We start from the raw sequence: 20630 nt of genomic DNA on the forward strand, positions 1-20630 counted from the left end.
AACGACCGACCGCCGGCCGAACCTAAGGCTGCTGCGGGCCGTCGAGCCGGTGCCGCTGGCCCGGCTCCCTTACGGGAGCCGGGGACGGGTGGGGTCAGGAGATGGGTTCTATCCAGATGTTGCGGAAGCGGGGGTTGTCGCCTGGGTCGTTGTGGTCTTGGAGGCGGATGCCGGCGGGAGCGGAGGTTTCGGCGATGCCGCCGCCGGTGCCACCGTCGATGGCGACGTCGTTGTGGACGGCGGTGCCGTTCCAGACGACGGTGGCTCGGGCGTTGTCGACCTTGCCCGCGGCGTCGTAGCGGGCGGCGCGGAAGGTGATGTCGTAGGTCTGCCAGGTGCCGGAGGGTGTACCGACGTTGGCGTCTGCGGCCTTCTTGTTGTAGATCGCGCCGGCGATGTTGTTCGCCGTTGGCTGACCTGCGGACTCCAGGACCTGGATCTCGTAGCGTTCCTGGAGATAGACACCGCTGTTACCGCGAGCCTGTCCGGTCTGTTCGGGCGGATAGCTGGGTTCGTACCACTCGACGTGCAGCTTGAAGTCGCCGTACTGCTGCTTGGTGCGGATGTCACCACCCAGGGTCTCCATCGAGCCGCCGCTGATCGGCCAGGTTGCCGCCCCGCCGCCGACCTTCTCCCAGGCATCCAGGTTGGTGCCGTTGAAGAGCTGGATGCGCTGACGGGCGGTGATGGTGAGGTTGTCGAGGTTCACGTGGCCGCCGTCGCCCGCGTCGTACCGGTACGAGATCGTGTTCGTGCCGGCGGCCAGTTGCAGCGGCTCGGCCTCGACTGCCCAGCTGTTCCAGACACCGGTGCTCGCCAGCCGCGTCTGTTTCACCTTGGTGCCGTTCACGTACAGGCTGAGCGTCTTGTTGCCGACCGGGTTCGGTCCGTTCGAGTAACGCAGGCCCGCGTTGTAGACCCCCGCCGACGGAACCGACACGGTGAAGGTCGTCGAGGCCCCCTGGTTCCAGTAGCCGTCGACGAACCCGGTCCCCGTGTATCCCGCGTGGTTGTTGTTCGTTCCGGCGTTGCCGGCCAGAGCAGCCTTCTCTGCCTCGTACGTCGTACTTGCGGCCGGACCGTCCACCAGGGAATTCAGCGTGTACCAGGCCTCGGTACTCCACAACGGCGTACCGGATTCGGAAGCGAACGGGCGCGGCGAACGGAGGTGGACGACGCGACCGGCCTTCAGACCGGCGATCTGCAGGTTGACCTTCTTGCGGTCGGCCGACACGGAGGTCGAGGTCACGTTCAACGTCTCCTCGTCGACCTTCGGGCCGCCGTACTCGATCGTCGGGTGGTAGCGCCACTGTTGCGCCCGGTACTTCGTGGCCAGGTTCGTCGCGGTCTCAGTGGAGATCGGTTGCGTGTACTCGAGTTCGAAACCACCGGCCACCGCACGCATCGCGCGGATGTCGAAGGTGCTGGTGCTGTTCGGCGTCAGCTTCTGCAGACCGAACTGCAGCTTGCCCTCCTGACCCCAGTTGCCTCCGGCACCGATCCCGCCGGTGTAGATCGAGCCGTCGGGACCGAGGCTGATGTGACTGACACCGGACTCGAGTCCCTGGGTCAGGCGGAACACCGCACCCTGGTACTCACCGTTGATCTTCTCCAGGAACACTCGCTGGAGGCCGCCGTACGTGACATCGCCGTACACCATCTGGCCGCTGAACACCCCGCTCGGCAGCAGGACCGGATTGCTCGGCGAGTTGGCGATCTCGTTGTGCGGCAGCCAGACGACGGGCGCGGTGACAGGCCTGGAGTCGAACTGGCCGGACGGATTCGTGTAGTGGTTGAAGAAGCGGTTCTGCTGGATGCGGACCAGTTTGTTCGCCGGCAGCCAGCCACCCTGGTTGTCGGTCACGAAGAGGTCGTTCTCGGGACCCCAACCGAGTCCGTTCGGAGTGCGCAGGCCGCCGGCGACATAGGTGACTGCGCCGGTGGCCTTGTCGACCCGGATGGACGTACCACGGTTGGCCGCGGGTTGCGGATCGGTCGTGGCTCCGCCTTGGTTGATGGCGACGGACAGGTTGATGTAGAACGATCCGTCGCGATACAGGAGGCCGAACGCGAACTCGTGGAAGTTCCCGCCGTACGGCCAGGTCGCGACCGTGCGGTAGTTATCGGTCACCCAGTCGCCATTGGTGTCGTTCAGCTCGACGAGGCGGTTCTTCTCCGAAACGTAAAGCTTGCCGTCGACGTACTTGATGCCCATCGGCTCCCGCAGACCGGTGGCGATGCGCTGGGTCCGGACCTGCGCCGGGTCGGTGTTCCCGGTGACGTTGCTCAGCAGGTGAACCTCCCCCAGTACGACGCCTGAGCCGCCCCAGGTCGTGATCGCGAGCCGCCCGTCAGGCAGCCAGTCCATACCGGTGACCTGTGGTTCGAATCCAGCCGGCCGCAGGTTGGTGAGGGTGTAGCCGGGATTGACGCTGGTGAGCGGCAGACCGTCACCTGGCGAATCCGTCGACGCCTCGCACTCCTTCCGGCCCGGAGAGGTCACGCGGACCACACCCGAGTCGGTGCTGAGCACCGAGTTGGGGACGACGACGAAGTTCTCCACATTGGGCGGCCGCCACTCGAGCTTGACCTCCTGCCCACCACCGTTGTCGAAGTGGTCGATGCGCAGCCCGTGGTACCCGGTCGTCAGCTCGATCGACCCGGTCGCCGGTGTCGACGCATGCAGCCCGTCGTGGTTGATCACCAGTTTGTCGTCGATCAGTAGCCGCGACCCGTCGTCACTGGTGAGCCGGAACTCATGACGCCCAGCGGTCGCGATGTTCACATTGCCAGTCACCTGAGACGCGAACCGGTCGGCGATACCGAAGTCCGCGTCGGCGGTCCAGTTGATGACCGGCATCAGCTTGTCCACGTTCGGTGTCTGACCAGGTTTCAACGTGCACAGCTTGTCGAGACCGGTCTGCAGGTCGAACACCCGCAGAGTCACACCGGGCTCCTGAGGTGGAACGGCGCCTCGCGCCTGCCCGGTCACCAGTCCGGACACGACGATCAGCAGGGCGGCCGACCACGCGGCAGAACGTCGCCACCGCCGGCCAGGCAGAAATGTATGCGGCATCGGTACTCCTTCGATCGGGGCGGAGCGGGGTACCTCGTAGCTCGGACCTTTCCCGCTTTTGTACGCCGCCAATCGAAAGTCCAGCGCCACCGGCCAAAAGTGATGACCGATTCCTGACAGCCCAGCACTCCTCGCCAACGGACCCGTTAGCGTCGGTTCATGACGATCTGGCGGTCGGCCGAAACCTGGCGGCGAGTAGCACAGAAACAGTTACGGCGTAGTCAGGCCGCCGTCGCGACGCGGAACTGGCGGGTCGCCACGGTCGCCAACCAGCGTGCGCAGGCGGCGATCGGGCGTGCTGCCGCGGCGTCGGAGCTGACGCCGAAGGACGAGCAGGTGCTGGCGTCGTTGCACTACGACCTGACCGAGATCCACAGCGTCGGCGGTAACCTGTACGCCGCTCTGGACCAGGCGGAGAAGGCCTGGCAGCTGTACCACCGGCTCGACCCAACCGGTGGTGATCCGGCGAAGGTGAACAACACCCTCAGAGCCGAGGACGAGCAGGCCGTTGCGCACGCGGCGGACGCGCTGGCGCGGCTCGCCCGACTCAGGGCGATGCGGCTTCTGCAATCGCGCCGACTGGCCGACGAGTACAGCCGGTCCTCCGGTCACTACCAGCCGATCGGCGGCCAGCCACTGAGCCCAGCCGATATCCAGGAGCAGGCCTGGGTCCGCGAGCACGCAGAACTGGCCGTCACCCGCTACGAACGGCTGACGTGGATCAGCACCCGGTACGGCGAGCCGGACCTCGCCCGGGTCCGCACCGGCCGCGACCGAGCCCTCGCCGCATTGCGCGAGCTCTGACTACCCCGGCGCTGGCCCGACGGTTCTCCTGGCCAGCCCCTCGATACTCCGGTGTTTGGAGGAGGTCGGTTGTCACACAGTCGACGAGGCAGCGACTACGGTCATCGCACAAGCGCAGGCTCTGGGCGAGTCCGAGCCATGGTCACGCGCATCCTTCATCGACGACATCGTCGCTCTCCAGCGCCGACGCCAGCTGGACGCGTCCGGAGCGGTTCAGGTGTTCGACCGGTCTCCGGTCTGCACTCATGCCCTCGCGACCTATCTGGGCTGGCCAGTGTCTGCAGCCCTGTCGGAGGAGCTCGAACGAGTCACCTCGGAGCGGGTCTACCAGCAGCGAGTGCTCTTCGTTCGAAACCTAGGGTTCGTTCAGCCGTCCGCAGCCCGGCGGATCAGTTTCCAGGACTCGCTGGCCTTCGAGAAGATCCACGAAGAGAGCTACCGCCTCTTCGGCTACGAACTCGTCGACATCCCAGCCGGCGACCTGGCCCACCGCGTCGCCCTGGTGCGCTCACTGGCCGGGGCCTGAGCTTCGCTGAGCAGCCTCGGTGCCAGAGTACCCGTGGCGACGACCTCGGTCGCTCGACGACCACCCTGACCACCGCTCTCGCGCCGGCCGGGCCCCCTGACGTTGGTCCGGGACCGCTTTGAAGGCTCTTCCTTCCAAGCAGCCATCGATCCCTTGTGTACAAGGCTATTTCAGTTCGGCGGAGGTCTTCCCGAGGAGCCTGCGGGCGACGATGAGTTGCTGGATCTGTTGGGTGCCTTCGAAGATGTCGAGGATCTTGCTGTCTCGGGACCACTTTTCGAGGAGGTGGTGCTCGGAGTAGCCGAGGGTGCCGGTCAGTTCTACGCAGCGGAGGGTGATGTCGTTGGCGGTTCGGCCGGCTTTGGCTTTGGCTATGGAGGCTTCGAGGGAGTTGGGGCGGGCGTTGTCGGCCATCCAGGCGGCTTGGAGGGCCAGCAGGTGGGCGGCTTCCCAGTCGGCTTCCAGTTGGAGGTAGGTGGCTGCGGCGGCCGGCTGGAGGTGGGTGGGGCGGTCGTAGTCGATCTCGATGCCGGCTTCGGCCAGGAGGTCTCTGGTGAGTTCCAGGGAGGCTCGGGCTACGCCTACGGCCATGGCGGCGACCAGGGGGCGGGTGTTGTCGAAGGTCTGCATGACGCCGGCGAAGCCTTTGCCGGGGTCGATGTCGGGTGAACCGAGGAGGTTGGCGGCGGGGACCCGGCAGTTCTCGAAGCGGATGGTGGCGGTGTCGGAGGCGCGGATGCCGAGCTTGTGCTCGAGGCGTTCGACGGTGACGCCGGGAGTGTCCTTGGGGACCACGAAGGACTTGATCGCGGCGCGGCCGGCCGACTTGTCGAGGGTGGCCCAGACGACGACGGCGTCGCAGCGGCCGCCGGCGGTGACGAAGATCTTCTCGCCGTCGATGATGTAGTCGTCGCCGTCGCGGCGGGCGGTGGTGCGGATGCCGGCGGAGTCCGAGCCGCACTCCGGTTCGGTGATGGCCATGGCGGCCCAGACACCTTCGAAGCGGCGGAGTTGCTCGTCGGAAGCGACCGAGGCGATCGCGGAGTTGCCGAGGCCCTGGCGTGGCATCGAGAGCAGCAGGCCGACGTCACCCCAGGACATCTCCATGATGGAGAGGACCGAGGACAGGTTCGAGCCGTTCTTCACGCCGGTGTCTTCACTGCCTTCGGTACGGCGGACGCCCGCTGCACCGGCCCCGGAACCGGTGCCCGAGGCCCCTAATCCGTCGACCATCGCGGCGAGCATGTCGAGCTCGACCGGGTACTCGTGCTCGGCGAGGTCGTAGCGGCGGGAGTTCGGCCGGAGCATCTCGGCGGCGACCTGATGAGCTTGGTTGACGAAGGCCCGGAACTTGCGGGGCGTCTCGAGGTTGATCATCAGACCAGCACCGCGCCTTCCATGATGCCGATGGCCCGCAGGTCGCGGTACCAGCGTTCGACCGGATGTTCCTTGACGAACCCGTGCCCACCAAGGAGTTGTACGCCGTCCGTCCCGATCTGCATGCCCTTGTCGGTGCAAAGCCGCCGGGCGAGCGCGACCTCGCGGGCGAACGGGAGCCCTTGCTCGGCACGGGATCCGGCTCGATACGTCACCAGGCGCATCCCTTCGAGCTCGATCGCGATGTTCGCGACCATGAAGGCAACGGACTGGCGGTGACTGATCGGTTCACCGAAGGCGACGCGCTCGTTCACGTACGGCGCGACGTAGTCGAGCACGGCCTTCGCCGTACCGAGGGAGAGCGCACACCAGCCGAGTCGCGAGAGCCGGACGCACTCGCGGTAGTCGTCGAAGGTTCCGAGCTGAACAGCCGGTACGTCGTCCAGGATCACCCGGCTGAGTGAGGCCGCCCGCAGACCCATCGACGGCTCGGCCTCGATCGTGACGCCGGGATGACCGGACTCGACCAGGAAGAGCGCCGGGCCGCGGGCCTCGAGCTGGGCGGCGATGACGAAGAGTTCGGCCTCGGCGCCCCGCGGCACCAGCGACTTCACGCCGGTCAGCTTGCCGCCGACCACGCGAGTTCGGAGGTCGAACGGATCGAAGAGCGGTCGCGGCTCCAGGATCGCGAGCGCTGCGGCCGGGGCTGAGTCGCCGGTGAACGCCGGCAGGTACGTCGCCTGCTGGGTCTCGTCGCCCCACAGGGAGATCGCCGTACTCACAGCGGCCGGCGCCAGGCACGCGACGGCCTCCCCCATGTCCCCGTGCGAGAGCGCTTCCGCGACCAGTACGCCGGTCATCGCGGATCGCTCGGTGACGATGCCGCCGAGCTCCTCCGGGACCTCGATCAGACTCAGCCCGAGCTCCGCCGAAGCGGTCAGCACCTTGGCCTCGGTCGCACAGTCGCTGTCCGCGACCGCGGCAGCCGGGCGCAGCACCTCGGCCGCGAACTCACGCACCACCTCGACGACCGTCTGCTGGTCCTCGGTCGGCGTCAGGTCGAACTTCCCGCTCCCCCGCGCCGACGGCAACCGCGACGGTTTCGCCAGCTTCGAGGCGGCCGAGAAACTCCGGGACAGCGCTCCCGCCGTCCGGAAGCCGCTCTTCGTCGCCTCGAACACCACCCGCTCGGTCTGCTTGCGCCACCCGAACCGGTCGATCGTGCGCGACTTCGCCAGCCGGTTCAGCCAGGCCACCCCGACCCCGATGACGTCCCGCCGCCGCGTCCGCTCCAGAAGGCTCATACCCGCCACTGTAAACCGAAGTTACAACCCGAGTCACGTGACCCAGGCCACAGCCCGCTTCACCCCGAGCCGAAGCCCGGGTACGGCGGTCGTCGAATTCCTTGCCACCTCCCGGACCCTCGCGCACTCTAATCTGGTCTATTCCATAATGAGACCGGATGGAGCCCCATGCCCGACGACCGCTGGATCCTCGCCTTCGACGCCTCGTGCGGAAACTGCCAAGCCATCGCGGCCGCGGTCCAAGAGGCCGCGGCCGGCCGACTCGACGTAGTGCCGCTGCAGAACGACAAGGTGACCCGCTGGCGGCACGAGGCGCTGGGTGCGGATGCGCCATGGCGACCGACGCTGCTCCGAGTACGGGGATCCGTCGCCGCGTGGACCGGCCCCGCCCTGGTGCTCCCACTGGTCCGCACACTCGGCGTCCGTACGACGCTCGCCGTACTCCGCAGCCTGGGCCAGCTGCAGCAGTCGTCGCGGCCCGCGGCCGGGTTGAACCGCAAGCAGTTCCTGCGACTCGGGGCCGGAGCCGGCATGGCTGCCGGCATCCTGCTCACCGGTCGCGCGCCCGCGTTCGCCACCGGCCGGGCCGCCGACATCCCCGCCTGGATCGCCGCGAACAAGGACAAACTCCCGCGCCGGTACGACGAGTTCACGAAGCTGCCGATGGCCTATCGCAAGGCCGTCTACGGCGAACTGTCCGTGGCTGTGCGCCAGGAGCTCTGGCTGGAGCAGACCCGACGCTACCGCGCAGGTGCTCGGGTTGTGACGCGCGAACAGGCGGCAGCCCTGGACGAGTTCGAGGCGTTCGTACGGCGCGGCTTCGAGTACCCGGCCGAGGACTTCGCCGGCCGGGATCAATTCGGTGAGCTGGTGAACTCAGCGTACGAGAAGCGCGAGGGCAAGAAGCTGTTCCGCACCCTCGGTCCGTCCGACAACGCCGGGATGGCGCCGGCCGGTGACTGCTCTTGCTCCACCTGGGACGACTGGTGCGACGGCACATGCTGGTTCCGGGCGAACAACTGCACGCGGACGAGATTCGGCTGCGGGGACGCTTGGTCGTACCACTGCGACGGACACTGCGGCTGAATGACGCCCTACACAAGGGCGTTCGCACTACCGCCGTTCGCGGAGAACACGGCCGAGGTCGTCGCGGCGCTGCTCGAGCTCGGCCGCCCGAACGGCCCGCTCGACGCCCGCGACGACCTCACCGTGAGTCCGGAGGTCCTCGCCGACCAGCCCGGTACCGGCGTACAGGACGCCGTGAACGCGTTCTTCGGACAGTTCGTCAGCCACGATCTGTCCCTCGATCCGCGCTCACGGCTCGGCCGTCCTGCCGATCCGCGTGTGGTCACCAACCAGCGCACCCCCGGCCTGGACCTGGACTCGGTGTACGCGGACGGCCCGCCCGGACTCCACTTCGACGCGGCGGACCCCGCCAAACTGCTCGTCGGCAACGGCGGCCGGTACGAGGATGTGCCGCGCGCCCCGGACGGTACGACGATGACCGTGGATCTGCGGAACGACGACACCATGATTCTCAGCGGGCTGCATGCCGCGATGCTGCGGTTCCACAATCACGTCGTGGATCGGCTCCGGGCCGCGGGTACCGAGAGCTTCGGCGAGTTCCGCCGCGAGGTCGTCCGGCACTACCAGTGGATCGTGCGGCACGAATACCTGCCGGCGTTGATCCAGCCCGGCACCTGGGCTTGGCCCACGCAGCAACCGGCCGATGGACTGCCGATCGAGTTCCAGATCGCTCTCCGCATCGGCCATGCCCAGCTGCGGCCTGCCTATCGGGTGAACGACGACCTGGCCTGCTATCTCTTCCACCCGGATGGGTCAGACCTGCGCGGCGGCCGCCGCGAGCCGCGACGCTTCGTCGACTGGCGGCAACTGCTGACCGCTCGCGGGCAGAAGCTGGACCGCTCCATCTGCACCCCGCTGTTCCAGCTTCCGCGGGAGGCATTGCCGAGCGGCGACGCGCCCGTCTCGCTGCCGCAGCGTGATCTGCTGCGGCACCTCACCTGGCAGGTACCGTCCGGCCAGGCGATCGCCGCGACACTCGATGTACCGGTCCTCGCTCCGGCCGACCTGGCGGAGCTCCAGCCGTACGGCCTCGATCGCTCCACTCCTCTGTGGTACTACCTGCTCGCCGAAGCCGAGGTCGTGACCGCCGGTGCCACCCTCGGGCCGCTGGGCAGCCGCCTGCTCGCCGACGCCCTGCTCGCGCAGGTCACCACGCCGGACGACTGGCGGCCCACGCTGCCTAGTCACGAGACCGGGTCGTTTGCACTGACTGACCTGTTCGACCTTGCCGGAGTACTAGACCGTGCAGGCAGCAGCCTTGGCGGTTAGGTAGCGCTGTTCGGGGAGGCTGGTGGTACGGCGTGCTGCGGCGAGGTAGAGGTCGTGGGCCTCGGTGATATTGCCGGCGCGTTCGTGCAGGTGGGCGCGGACGGCATCCAGGCGGTGTGACTCCGTCAGACTCTTGTTGTCGTCCAAAGTGGCCAGCAGGTCCAGACCCGCTTGCGGGCCCTCGACCTGGGACAGGGCTATCGCTCGGTTGAGCGTGATCATCGGGTTCGGGGTCAGCTTCTCGAGGATCAGGTAGAGCGCGTGGATCTGCGGCCAGTCGGTCTCTTCGGCGCTGGCGGCCTCGGCATGTACGGCGGCGATCGCGGCCTGCAGCTGGTACGGGCCGACTCCCCCACGAGCCATCGTGGACAGGATGAGCGTCGTACCTTCTTCGATCTGATCGCGATCCCAGAGCGCGCGGTCTTGTTCGTCGATCGGGATCAGCGAACCGTCGGCCGAGCTGCGCGCCGTACGGCGGGAGTCGGTCAGCAGCATGAGTGCGAGCAGGCCCGCGACCTCGCCGTCGTCGGGCAACGCCACCCGCAGCATCCGGGTGAGGCGGATCGCCTCGGCCGTCAGCTCGACGCGTTGCAGGGACTCGCCGGAGCTCGCTGTGTAGCCCTCGTTGAAGATCAGGTAGAGCACCTGCCGTACGACGCGCACCCGGTCCGCGAGCTCGTCCGCCGGTGGTAGCTCGAACGAGGAACCGGCCGCCTTGATGCTCTTCTTCGCGCGACTGATCCGCGGCGCCATTGTTGCCTCCGGCACCATAAATGCGTGCGCGATCTCAGCAGTGGTGAGACCGCCTACTGCGCGCAGCGTGAGCGCGACCTGCGAGGCCGGTGTGACAGCCGGATGGCAGCACAGGAGGAGCAGCGTGAGCGTGTCGTCCTCGTCCGGATCCCCGACGGAGTCCGCACCGGGCGCGACCAACTCGTCCGTCCCGGCCATCGCGGCAACCGAGTCCTCGCGCCGGCGCCGCGCGCTCTCGCTGCGGAACTGATCAGTCAGCCGCCGCGTCGCGACCGTGATCAGCCAGCCCCGTGGATTCGCCGGTACGCCGTCGGACGGCCACTGCGTCGCCGCCGCCAGCAGCGCCTCCTGGACAGCGTCCTCACACAGATCGAACTGCCCGTACCGCCGGGTCAGGAACCCGAGCACCTGCGGCGTCAGTTCGCGCAGCAACTCCTCGATGCCGGTCATCTGGGTTCACCAGCCACGCCCGGAGCGAGTATCCCGCTCTCCAAGGTCTGCAGGAGGATCCCGGGAGCGGCGTACCGGGTCATTTCACCTTCGGCGACCGCCTCGCAGGCGATGTAGACCGACCACCAGACCATCCGGCTGATCCAGGCCGGTGGGAGCGACTGCGCGAAGACACCGTCGGCGTGCGCGCGGGCGATCAGGCTCTCCATCGGCTTGCCGACCTGGTCGAGCCGGGCGAAATAGTCCTGCACCCAGGGCGCCGGCTCGGGCGTACCGAAGGTCGGCTCGTTGAAGAGGAAGTACAGCCGCGGGCCCAGCTCGAACCAGCCGGCGATCAGCCGCTGGAAGGCGAGCCGCGGCAGGCCTTCCTCCAGATCGGCCTCCTGGATGGTTCGTTCGACCAGCTCCAGGAGGTCGTCGGCCATCGCCCGGATCAGCGCCTCGCGATCCGGGAAGTACCGGTGCAGCGTGCTCCGGGCGACCTTGGCCTCGGTCGCGATCTCGCCGAGCGACGCGTTCCGCTGCCGCCCGAACACCACCGCCGCGGCCTCCAGGATCGCCCGCCGGGTCCGGCTCCGGGTCCCCGACTCCGGCTCAGATGCAGTGCTTTCCGCCATGAGCAGCACTGTAGCTCGATCAGTCGCCGTTGTTTATTTATAGGACACGCTTGTCCCATTCAGCTACTCTGGTGATTCGGTCGAGGGGAGAACGGGATGAAGTCCGAACGCTGGCAGAACCTGCGGATGTTGTGGTCGTTCGTCCGTCCACATCGGCGGACGCTGATGGCCGGGATGCTGCTCGGGCTCGGTACGACGGCGGCCGCGCTGGCGACGCCGATGGTGTCGAAGTCGGTGCTGGACGGGTTGGCGGCGTCGTCGCCGATCGCACCGCTGGTCGGGCTCCTGGTCGGGCTGCTGGTGATCAGCTCGGGCCTCGGGCTCGTGCAGTGGATCCTGCTGGGGCGGATGGGCGAGCGGGTCGTGCTCGACGCGCGGAGCTCGATGGTACGGCGACTGCTGCGGGTCCGGGTCGGTGAGCTGGCCGGCCGGTCGCCGGGAGAGCTGGTCACGCGGGTCACCTCGGACACTGTGCTGCTGCGAGAAGCAGCCGCCTCGAGCCTGGTGCAGCTGGTGAACGGCGTGATCACGCTGGTCGGTTCGCTGGTCTTGATGGCCCTGCTCGATTGGGTGCTGTTGGCAACGACCTTGGGAGCGTTGGCCATGGTCGGGGTGATCGTGGCGTTGCTCATGCCGCCGATGGCCAAGGCGCAGGAGCAGGCGCAGGGAGCGGTTGGTCGGCTCGGCGGTGCGCTGGAGGGCGCGCTGCGGGCGATCCGGACAGTGAAGGCGAGCCGGGCCGAACATCGTGAGAGTGAGCGCGTCATCGTCGAGGCGACCGAGTCCGCGCGGCAGAGCGTCCGCGCAGTCCGATACGAGGCGGTCGCGATGACGGTGGCCGGCTTCGGGATCGGGCTCGCGACCTTGCTGATCCTCGGGCTCGGTGCCTGGCGGGTCAGTGAGGGGCTGCTGGCCGTCTCCGGTCTCGTCGCGTTCCTGCTGTACACGTTCCAGCTGATGGAGCCAGTGGCGACGCTGACCACGACCGTCAGCTCGCTCCAGTCCGGGATCGCGGCCGCGACGCGGATCCGCGAGGTCGACGCGCTCGAACTCGAACCCGCCGACGTGACCGGCGAACGCCGTACCAATGGGGACCTGAACCGGTCGGCGCTCAGCTTCGAAGGCGTGACCGCGCGCTACGCACCAGGCTCGGCGCCGGCCTTGCACGACGTGACGCTGGAGATCCCGCGGATCGGGCACACCGCGATCGTGGGGCCGTCCGGCGCGGGCAAGACCACGATGTTCTCGCTGCTACTGCGCTTCCTCAACCCGGACAGCGGCCGGCTCGTTCTCGACGGCGTACCGCTGGACGAGTGGTCGCTCGAGGATCTGCGCCGCCGCATCGTCTACGTCGAGCAGGACACCCCGCTGGTTCCAGGGACGCTGCGGGAGAACCTTCTCTACACCCACCAGGACGCCGACGAAGCCACCCTGTGGGAGGCACTGCGCGCAGTCCGGCTCGACGAGCGCGTCCGTCAGCTGCCCGACGGGCTCGACACATCGCTGTCCACGGCCGTCATCTCCGGTGGCGAGCGGCAGCGGATCGCGCTGTCTCGCGCTCTCGTGAGTACGCCGGAGATCCTGCTGCTCGACGAGGCGACCGCTCAGCTCGACGGCCTGACCGAGGCCGCGGTCCACGAGGTGATCGCCCGCGTCGCGCAGACCGGTGCGGTCCTCACGATCGCGCACCGGCTGTCCACGGTCATCGACGCCGACCAGATCGTCGTACTGGAATCCGGCACGATCCGTGCCCGCGGCACCCATCAGGAACTGCTGGCCACCGACAGCCTGTACCGCGACCTGGTCGCCGCGCTTCGGATTGCGACTCAGGTCGCGTAGGCGCCGATCAGTCGCCGGTACGCCGCTGGGTCGCTGAGCAGATCGGTGTTGTCGGCGAACTGATCCACCGTCCCGATCGACGGCAACCGCAGCGTCACCGTCTCCAGGCAAGCAGCGGCGAACCGATCGGCGCCGAGCACCATGGCCGGCCGCTCGTGGAAGGGACGCGGTGTCGGGTCGACGGCCGGTGTGATCGCCAGCGCGTTGTGCCGCTCCCCCAGCAGCCGATATCCGGTCGTCAGCGCCCGCTCCCGCGCCGGGTAGTTGTCGGCGGCAACCACATCGGCCAGCACGCGATCCAGACCATCGTGGTGCTGGAGCCGCGCGAACGCCGTACCCAACCACTTCGAGTACGGCGCGTAGACGCGCGACTGCAGGAGCGCTAGCCGCATCAGGTCCCGGGTCAGCCGGGCCGCCAGCACCCGCGAGCCGAGTTCGTCACCGACCTCGTGGGTGCGCTGGACGAACGTCTCCTCCTGCCCGATCCGCGTCCACTGACACGCCATCGACCAGCGCCAGATCTCCTCCGGATACCACTGCAGCTGGGTACGAACCGCCTCGAGCCGCCCATCATCGGCGTACACCGGACCGGCAACGACACCGAGCAGCAGCTGCTGCGGCGTGATCAGCCAGTCTTCAGCGCGGACTCCAGCAGACGCGTCGAAGCCGAGCAGACCGACGAGCCAGTCGCTGAGCGTCGTGACCGTGATGTGGTGGATCGGCTCCTGCGTGTCCCACCCGAACCGCACCGGATGCCCGTCGTACGAATCAGGCAGCGCTCGCTCAATCGCGTCGCGCACCTTCGCCGGTTCGTCGACGAACACCTGCAGCCGCGGTCCCCACCCGTGATCCATCGACCGGGCGGTGTCATACCCGAGGACATCCGATCCCCACCCGAGCAAACCGGCAGCATGCGGTCCGTCGACCACCGGCCGAATCACGTCGTCGTAGAACGCTGCGCTGAGCTCCCGAGCCGATCTGAATCCAGTCACCCGCGTCATCATTCAATGGTCGTCTGCCGCGTGTACAGGCAATTAGCGGACCGCCGGCTCAGGCGAAGGTCCACCCGCTCCAGCGAGCTACCTGTACGGCGATCACCGGCCCGCGCGGCGGATCCGCGACGTACTGCGGATACTTGGCCAGCAACACCGGGCCAGGCGGCTCGTGCAGGACCCGGGCGGTTCCGTCGGCGCGGACCCACCAGAGTTGGGTCCAGTCGTCATCGTCGTACTCGTCTACCAGCAATGTGACCGCGGGGTTGGCTGCGATGTTGCGCAGGCGCCGCAGGTTCAGGGTGGTCTTCGGCTTGTGGTCGATCGCGATGAACACCTCGTCACCGGCGACCGCGAACGTCACCGGCACCAGGTGTGGCACGCCATCAGCTCCGACCGTCGCGAGCCGGGCCACCCGCGCGGCGGCGAACCGGGCGCGGCAGGCCGACTCGGACAGCTTCACTTCTGCAGGCGGCGCAGTGCGGCTGCTGGGATCGACCGGGTGACCGGGCCGAGCAGGGACGCGTCGCGCAGCGCCGTACGGGCCGCGAGATGACCGCAGGCACCGTGGACGCCGCCACCAGGGTGAATCGCCGAGCTGCCCAGGTACAGACCGCTGACGAAAGTGCGTGGACTGCCGAGACCGATCGTCGGCCGGAAGATCAGCTGCTGCTGGAGCTGCATCGTGCCGCCGCCGAGCGCACCGAAGCCCAGCGCCGCGTTCCCCGCCTCGAGCACACTCGGCCGCTGCAGCTCGCGATCGATGATCAACGAGCCGAAGCCCGGCGCGAACCGCTCGATCGCCCGCTCCATCCGCCCAGCCAGCTTCTCGGCCGCCTCATCATCCGCGACCCCGCGCGGCAGATGCGCATACGCCCAGACCGCCTCGGTACCCTCCGGCGACCGCGACGGATCCGACTTCGTGGTCTGCCCGATCAGCAGGAACGGCTGCGTCGGCACCCGCCCGGTATCCAGGTCGGCCGACAGATGCACGAGCTCATCGGCCGTGCCACCGAGATGGACGACCCCGGCCGACCGGGCCTCGGTCGCCTTCCACGGCACCGGGCCGCTGAGCCGGAAGTTCAGCTTCACGGTCGGGTAGTCCCACTCGAACCGCTCGTCCAGATCCCGCCGCAACCCGGCCGGGATAGTTGCCCCAGACAACAGTCCGTCGTACAGCGCAGGTGCCGAGGTGTCCGCGATCACCGCCCGCTCCACCGCGACCCGCTCCCCCGAAGCAGTCAGTACGGCGGTCGCCCGCCCACCGGTCACCTCGACCGAACTCACCGGCATCGACGAAGCGAACAGCACGCCCGCCCGCTCGGCCCGAGCAACCAACGCACCGGAGAACGCACTCGATCCACCGACTGCGACCGGGTACCCGACGTCCTGCGCGAGCATCGCCAGCAACCAGCCCATCGTGCCGCTGACACTGCCCGACAACGGCGCGTCGGCGTGCAATGCATTCCCAGCCAGCAACGCAGCACCTCGCGGACCGGCGAACAGCTCCTTACCCATCCGATGCATCGGCATCGCCATGAACCGCGCGAACCGCAACAGCTCACCGGCCGACCCGAGCTTGCGAACCAGCTTGATCGCCGGCGACACCGGCGGCCACGTCGTGAGCAACGACTTCAGCAGCGGCTCCCGCACCGCGACGTACTGCTGGTAAAGCCGCAACCACGCTTCGCCATCACCCGGATCCTCGGCCCCGACCGACTTCGCGGTGTCCTCGGGGTCCGGGTGGATCGCCACCGCCGTCCCCTCCTCCGCATCAAGCAGATGCGCAAGCGGTAACGGCGCGTGCCCCCACTTCAGCCCGAACCGCTCGAGCTCAAGCCCCCGGATCACCGGTGACGCGACCCCCAGCGGATAGTTCGAACTGAAACGGTCACTCACCCACCCATCACTGGACGTCGACCGCACAGCACCACCAAAGGTGCCCGCAGCCTCCAGCACCAGCACGTCCCAACCGGCATCGGCGAGCCCGATCGCGCTCACCAGCCCGTTCGGCCCCGAACCGATCACCACAGCATCAACACTGCGCGGCAACATGCCTACGACCTTAACTCGCTCCCCCGCGAAGATGGGTGATCCCCCACCCGTGCACGTGATCGAGAGCCGCGTGTGGTGATGCCCACCCTGCACGTGGTCGACCGCGCAAAGGCAGATCACCCACCCGCAAACGTGGACGAAGGCTGCATATGGTGAGCCCCACCCGTGCACGTGGTCGACGCAAAGGCAGACCGCCCACCCACAAACGTGGACGAAAGCCGCACGTGGTGAGCCCCACCCCTGCACGTGGTGGGTGGCGCGCCGTACCAAGACGACTCCGGTCCCATCGACCGGTAGGTCCCGGGCGCCCTTTGCCCAGACCACAGGTCAGGGAGCGTGTCGAGCACGCGGTTTAGCTGAAGGACCCAACGGCCGTCCGGGCTGGTGACGCTGGTCGTCTCTGGGGTGAACTCGACGGCCAGCTCATCGAGCGGTACACGATCGGCGTACTCAGAAGAGGCCGGAATGACGAACGGGGTCGCTACCGGCGCCCTAGCCGAGCTGGCTGGCGTGGATGACGACGATTACGACGGAATTGGCGTAGATGTCGTAGAGGACGCGGAATCGGCCGATGTCGATGCGGCGGATTCCGGGCGAACCGAACTCCACGGACGAATCCGGCCGTGGTTCATCTGCGAGCGCGTCGATCGCGGTCATGAGTTCTTCGAGGCCGTCGGGATCCTCCTCGAGGTAGCCCGCGGCCTGGTCCAGAGCACGTTCGCTCCAGACGACCTGATAGGTCACGCCTGGCTCATGCCAAGCCGGCGCCTAACCTCGTCGTGCGGGACTGTCTGCACCTGCCCGGTCGCCTTCGCGGCCTGATACAGCGCGACTGCCAGCTGGTCCTCGAGGTCGGCCAGCTCCTGAGCGGAGATGATCACCGCGGCGGCCTCGCCGTGATCGGTGATCGTCGTGCGTTCGCGGCGAGCCGAGGCCCGGCGCACGAGCGACCCGAGCTGGCCGCGAGCCTCGGTGATCGGCAAGGTGTCACTCATGTACAGAACTGTACACTTCATGACCGAGGATGGATATCAGGAGGTCGGCGGGAGTCCGGCGAGGCGGCGAACGGCCGCGAGACCGTCGGATGAGCCGGGCCAGTGCCGATCGAGTGCCGCGGGGCCGGCGCGGCGGGCGACCGACCGGAGCGCGAACGCGACAATCACCGCGTCATCGGCGTACCCGATCACCGGGATGAAGTCGGGCACCAGGTCGAACGGCATGGCGAGGTAGGCCAGCAGGAGCCAGAGCCGGATCCGCACCCCGCGAGGCAATGTCCGGTCACCCGCCAGCCGACGCAGCAGCCGCACCACGTCGGGCAGCAGCCGCAGCGCATCCCGGATCCGCAGCTCATCGGGCCGACCGAACCACAACACGCCGATCAGCGCTATCCACAACAGCAACACGCCACCCACGGCGCCCGCCACGACCGACCACCACGACGTTGTCACCCAGCCCATTGTGTCGTCTCACAGCTCGATCCCCCGAGGGATGGGTGATCCCCCCACCCGTGGACGTGGTGGGTGGCGCGCCGCACCAAGGCGACTCCCGATCCAGCGCGCAGTAGGTCCGGGCCCGCCTTGCCAGACCGCAGGTCAGGAGAGTGTGTCGCGCACGCGGTTTACAGCTGAATGGTCCAACGGCCGTCCGGGCTGGTGACGCTCGTCGTCTCTGGGGTGAACTCGACGGCCAACTCATGGAGCGGGAAACGACCCGCCTCGTCCCATCTCGCGCGGACCCGCTCCAGATCGTCCCAGAGCCGGCGTTCACCACTTTGATGAACCATCCCGGTTGCTTCCTCGGCCCGTGCCCATGATCCGTCCGCGGCCAGAAGCCACGCGATCGCTTGCTCGTCTTCATCCGTAGCCGAGCGGTGCTCGATGCCGGCACTGTCCAGCTCGTAGAGCGCCCGCAGTTCCCAGTCGGTCCAGAGATTCGGCACCGGCTGCGTGAGACTTCGCACCTCGTCGCCGTCCGCGTCCCGAGCCGCCGCATAGACCTCGTTCAGCCGAGCGGGGTAGTCAGCAGTGCTCCGCGTACGCATGAAGCTCGCCGGGTCAGGCTGGACGTGGCCCCGCGCAACACGGTCGCGCCCCAAGTCAGCGCAGACCAACAGCGATGTCTCGGCGATGGTCGTCACGATCCTGCCGCCAGGACGCAAGGCGGACAACCACGAGGCCGGCACAGGACGCACCGAGACCGTGGCAATCATCCGGTCGTAGTCGTCTCCGGGCACCTCGCCCGTTGCGTCGACGGCCGCAATCTCCGGAGCCCGCCGGAAGGTCGCCAAAAGCTCCCGCGCAACCTGGACCAGGTACGGGTCAACATCGACGCTGGTCACCCTGTCGTCGCCGAGCCGATAGCCGAGCAAGGCTGCTGAGTATCCCGAGCCGGTACCAATGTCGAGCACGCGTTGACCAGGCATCGCATCGAGTAGATGGAGCATACGGACGATCAATCCCGGCAGGGTTGACGACGAGGTCGGGGCACCGTGCGCACGTCCCTCCGGCCCTGCGTGGTCCGCGTGCAACGCACCGACCCTGGTAACGAGAGTCTCGTCTGAGTACACCCGTGACCACGGATCTGCGGCATCCGGTGCCACCAACTGCCACTCGAACGGACGCTTCCGGGTCGGCTCCCACCACCTCGGCACCAGGACATGCCGCGGCGTGGCACTCACAGCGTCGCGCCACTCCGGCGCGTCGCTGGTCACCTGCGCAGCGAGCTTGTCTGCGGCTTCAGTCCAGTCGCTCACGCCTACTGGTCCCTTCTCTGCAAGGCGTCAGCCATAGCTTCCACCATCGGGACACCGGCCTTCACCGCGAGCCAGTGCCATTGCCCATTCGGGTTCACCTCGAAGAACACCCACTGACCGTCCGGCGTTACGGCGACGTCGAGTGCACCGAAAACAGACCCATCTCGTCCATCAGAAGACGAACGAAGACCTCCAGCAAGAAGCCCGGATTCTCGTCGCCACCAAGCCCGACCTCCAAGAGTGCGTGCGCGACCTGGCCGACCTCTACAAAACCGAAGCCCGCAGGAAGGACAAGGTCGTCTCCTACGAAGTGCTTCTCGACACCCGTGGAGCCGCCTAGTGACCTACGACCGCGCCCTGGTTGAACACCTACTCCCCACGCTCTGGGCCCCCGACGCCGTGTTCGGCGTACCGGTCCCATCCGCCCCGCCGGCCGACATGCCCCGCGGCTCCGTCAGCCAGAAGGAAGGCAACACCCTCTGGACGCATCTCGCCGACATCCGCACCGGATGGACCGACACCGGGCTCACCGTCAATGAGCGGAGGGCCCTGGTCCTCCGCTACGGGATGGATTGGACCGAGACTGAGATCGCCAAGAACCAGCGCACCTCACAGTCACGGATCTCCGTACGCCTGTACACAGACGTCGGCAAGATCGTTGCCAACCTCAACGGTGGCGAGTTCGTCGTGTCTCTCGTCGCATAGTGACAACGCCCCCAGCCTGGCCAGCTGGGGGGCTTCTTGCGTTGTGGGCCTGAGCATTAGTGCCGCTCGATGGCCATGAATGCGATGAGGGTCTAGAAAGTGAAGGTTTTGCGGATCTCTTCGGCGAGGGCAGGTTCGCTCGTCGCGACGAACATCTGCTTGCGCTCCATGGCCTCTGTGATCTCGCTCAAACTGTTAAACCCGTAGTCGAGGTCGATCGGCGCGCCCTCGAGATCGATGGCTGTGCCACCTGCCGCATGCAAGACGTAGTGTCCTGGCAGGAAGTCCCACGCCGCGAATCCCTTCTGGATTTCGATCGTGGCATCGGTAAATCCTGCGGCGACGTGGCACAGGCAGACAGAACCGTGGCCGACGCCGATCCGGCCCTTGCGCTTGCCTTCTGGGCCTTCTTCGCCCAGCGCCTTGAAGAAGTCTTCTTGCCGAGCGAGGGGCAGGAACCTCTCCTCTGGGCGCATCAGGTAGTTGGTCACTAGCGCCTCTGACAGCGGGACTCTCGGGCGACGCGTCAGCGCGTGCCACTCGTCTGCCCTTGTGACCGCGAAGGCGCGATCGACACCGTCATCGCCGAGAGCAGCTACATACAGCTGAACGTGGTGGAAGATGTCACCGATGACGGAGATGATGGGCCGTCTCGAGGATATCGAGTAGACCATAATGTGCGTATAGCCTTGCAGGGCGCGCACGGCGAGCTCGCTGGTATCCAGGGGATCCACAAGTACACACAGATCTGGCTCCTGATCAGAGCCGATCACCTGAGGATCCGACTCTTCGGAGGCGTAGATAAAGGACGGCACTAATTCGGCGAACTGCTGCTTGTAAAGATCATGCATCAGAAGGTCATAGTCGGACAGGAAGTTGTCCTCATGGCGATTATTCTCGTTCTCGGCGCGGCTACCCGTGAGAGCTGCATTCAAGAGCTTAGGACGCAGATCATCGAGCATAGAGCGAACCATGCTGACAACATTTTTCGCCAGCTCCGGAATTTCACTCATAGACACGTTGCT

20 protein-coding genes are annotated in these 20630 nt (G+C 67.3%); 7 read left to right on the forward strand and 13 right to left on the reverse strand.

Translation table 11 applies throughout. The features are described 5' to 3' along the window. Window positions 1–94: 94 nt before the first annotated feature. Window positions 95–3076 (reverse strand): family 16 glycoside hydrolase, encoded by a 2982-nt coding sequence (locus ACFCV3_RS39520; RefSeq protein ID WP_376039749.1) that lies wholly within the window; start codon window positions 3074–3076, stop codon window positions 95–97. 159 nt (window positions 3077–3235) lie between these two features. Between ACFCV3_RS39520 and ACFCV3_RS39525 the strand changes: the two genes are divergently transcribed. Both ACFCV3_RS39525 and ACFCV3_RS39530 read left to right on the forward strand, forming a co-directional pair. Beyond that, a complete protein-coding gene (locus ACFCV3_RS39525; RefSeq protein ID WP_376039752.1) occupies window positions 3236–3880 on the forward strand; it encodes a hypothetical protein in 645 nt (214 codons plus the stop codon). Window positions 3881–3935: 55 nt separating this feature from the next. Further along, on the forward strand, window positions 3936–4406 hold the full coding sequence (locus tag ACFCV3_RS39530; RefSeq protein ID WP_376039754.1) for an ATP-binding protein: 471 nt from the start codon (window positions 3936–3938) through the stop codon (window positions 4404–4406). A 165-nt stretch (window positions 4407–4571) separates the two neighbouring features. Here the strand turns inward: ACFCV3_RS39530 and ACFCV3_RS39535 are convergent, their stop codons facing one another. Both ACFCV3_RS39535 and ACFCV3_RS39540 read right to left on the reverse strand, forming a co-directional pair. Then, window positions 4572–5783, reverse strand: coding sequence for an acyl-CoA dehydrogenase family protein (locus tag ACFCV3_RS39535; protein ID WP_376039756.1), 1212 nt, complete (start codon window positions 5781–5783; stop codon window positions 4572–4574). Beyond that, window positions 5783–7087 (reverse strand): acyl-CoA dehydrogenase family protein, encoded by a 1305-nt coding sequence (locus ACFCV3_RS39540; RefSeq protein WP_376039759.1) that lies wholly within the window; start codon window positions 7085–7087, stop codon window positions 5783–5785. Before ACFCV3_RS39540 ends, ACFCV3_RS39535 begins: the two co-directional genes overlap by 1 nt. Before the next feature lie 168 nt (window positions 7088–7255). On the opposite strand from ACFCV3_RS39540, the gene ACFCV3_RS39545 reads away from it, so the two are divergent. Both ACFCV3_RS39545 and ACFCV3_RS39550 read left to right on the forward strand, forming a co-directional pair. Beyond that, the gene (locus ACFCV3_RS39545; RefSeq protein ID WP_376039761.1) at window positions 7256–8173 is read left to right on the forward strand and encodes a bacteriocin fulvocin C-related protein; all 918 of its coding nucleotides are present in this window, start codon (window positions 7256–7258) and stop codon (window positions 8171–8173) included. Beyond that, window positions 8174–9442, forward strand: a complete 1269-nt coding sequence (locus ACFCV3_RS39550; RefSeq protein ID WP_376039764.1) for a peroxidase family protein — start codon at window positions 8174–8176, stop codon at window positions 9440–9442. Here the strand turns inward: ACFCV3_RS39550 and ACFCV3_RS39555 are convergent. Together ACFCV3_RS39555 and ACFCV3_RS39560 are read right to left on the reverse strand one after the other, a co-directional pair. Further along, window positions 9410–10645 (reverse strand): RNA polymerase sigma factor, encoded by a 1236-nt coding sequence (locus ACFCV3_RS39555; RefSeq protein WP_376039767.1) that lies wholly within the window; start codon window positions 10643–10645, stop codon window positions 9410–9412. The genes ACFCV3_RS39550 and ACFCV3_RS39555 overlap by 33 nt on opposite strands. Continuing rightward, window positions 10642–11262 (reverse strand): TetR/AcrR family transcriptional regulator, encoded by a 621-nt coding sequence (locus ACFCV3_RS39560; protein WP_376039769.1) that lies wholly within the window; start codon window positions 11260–11262, stop codon window positions 10642–10644. The genes ACFCV3_RS39555 and ACFCV3_RS39560 overlap by 4 nt, the downstream gene beginning before the upstream one ends. Before the next feature lie 96 nt (window positions 11263–11358). Between ACFCV3_RS39560 and ACFCV3_RS39565 the strand changes: the two genes are divergently transcribed. Further along, a complete protein-coding gene (locus tag ACFCV3_RS39565; RefSeq protein WP_376039772.1) occupies window positions 11359–13101 on the forward strand; it encodes an ABC transporter ATP-binding protein in 1743 nt (580 codons plus the stop codon). On the opposite strand, the gene ACFCV3_RS39570 is transcribed toward ACFCV3_RS39565, so the two are convergent. From ACFCV3_RS39570 to ACFCV3_RS39600, 7 genes are all read right to left on the reverse strand, one after another. Continuing rightward, window positions 13089–14093, reverse strand: a complete 1005-nt coding sequence (locus ACFCV3_RS39570) for a DUF4037 domain-containing protein (protein WP_376039775.1) — start codon at window positions 14091–14093, stop codon at window positions 13089–13091. The genes ACFCV3_RS39565 and ACFCV3_RS39570 overlap by 13 nt on opposite strands. Window positions 14094–14151: 58 nt before the next feature. Further along, complete coding sequence (locus tag ACFCV3_RS39575; protein WP_376039778.1) at window positions 14152–14556, reverse strand: TIGR03668 family PPOX class F420-dependent oxidoreductase; 405 nt, start codon at window positions 14554–14556, stop codon at window positions 14152–14154. Continuing rightward, complete coding sequence (locus tag ACFCV3_RS39580) at window positions 14553–16148, reverse strand: phytoene desaturase family protein (RefSeq protein ID WP_376039781.1); 1596 nt, start codon at window positions 16146–16148, stop codon at window positions 14553–14555. The genes ACFCV3_RS39575 and ACFCV3_RS39580 overlap by 4 nt, the downstream gene beginning before the upstream one ends. Before the next feature lie 492 nt (window positions 16149–16640). After that, window positions 16641–16892, reverse strand: coding sequence for a type II toxin-antitoxin system RelE/ParE family toxin (locus ACFCV3_RS39585; RefSeq protein WP_376039783.1), 252 nt, complete (start codon window positions 16890–16892; stop codon window positions 16641–16643). Continuing rightward, complete coding sequence (locus tag ACFCV3_RS39590) at window positions 16889–17143, reverse strand: type II toxin-antitoxin system Phd/YefM family antitoxin (RefSeq protein WP_376039785.1); 255 nt, start codon at window positions 17141–17143, stop codon at window positions 16889–16891. The genes ACFCV3_RS39585 and ACFCV3_RS39590 overlap by 4 nt, the downstream gene beginning before the upstream one ends. Window positions 17144–17179: 36 nt before the next feature. Next, window positions 17180–17596 carry a YkvA family protein gene (locus ACFCV3_RS39595; RefSeq protein WP_376039788.1) on the reverse strand — a complete coding sequence of 139 codons (417 nt, stop codon included), beginning with the start codon at window positions 17594–17596 and terminating at the stop codon, window positions 17180–17182. A gap of 170 nt (window positions 17597–17766) precedes the next feature. Further along, window positions 17767–18900, reverse strand: a complete 1134-nt coding sequence (locus ACFCV3_RS39600; protein WP_376039790.1) for a methyltransferase — start codon at window positions 18898–18900, stop codon at window positions 17767–17769. 142 nt (window positions 18901–19042) lie between these two features. Here ACFCV3_RS39600 and ACFCV3_RS39605 point away from each other — a divergent pair, with 142 nt between their 5' ends. Then, complete coding sequence (locus tag ACFCV3_RS39605; RefSeq protein ID WP_376039793.1) at window positions 19043–19240, forward strand: hypothetical protein; 198 nt, start codon at window positions 19043–19045, stop codon at window positions 19238–19240. After that, window positions 19240–19605 (forward strand): hypothetical protein, encoded by a 366-nt coding sequence (locus tag ACFCV3_RS39610; protein WP_376039795.1) that lies wholly within the window; start codon window positions 19240–19242, stop codon window positions 19603–19605. The genes ACFCV3_RS39605 and ACFCV3_RS39610 overlap by 1 nt, the downstream gene beginning before the upstream one ends. Before the next feature lie 92 nt (window positions 19606–19697). Here the strand turns inward: ACFCV3_RS39610 and ACFCV3_RS39615 are convergent, their stop codons facing one another. Next, on the reverse strand, window positions 19698–20618 hold the full coding sequence (locus ACFCV3_RS39615; RefSeq protein WP_376039797.1) for an inositol monophosphatase family protein: 921 nt from the start codon (window positions 20616–20618) through the stop codon (window positions 19698–19700). Window positions 20619–20630 lie beyond the last annotated feature (12 nt).

Origin of the sequence: Kribbella sp. NPDC056345, assembly GCF_042262745.1 — a bacterium.
Classification (GTDB): Bacteria; Actinomycetota; Actinomycetes; order Propionibacteriales; family Kribbellaceae; genus Kribbella.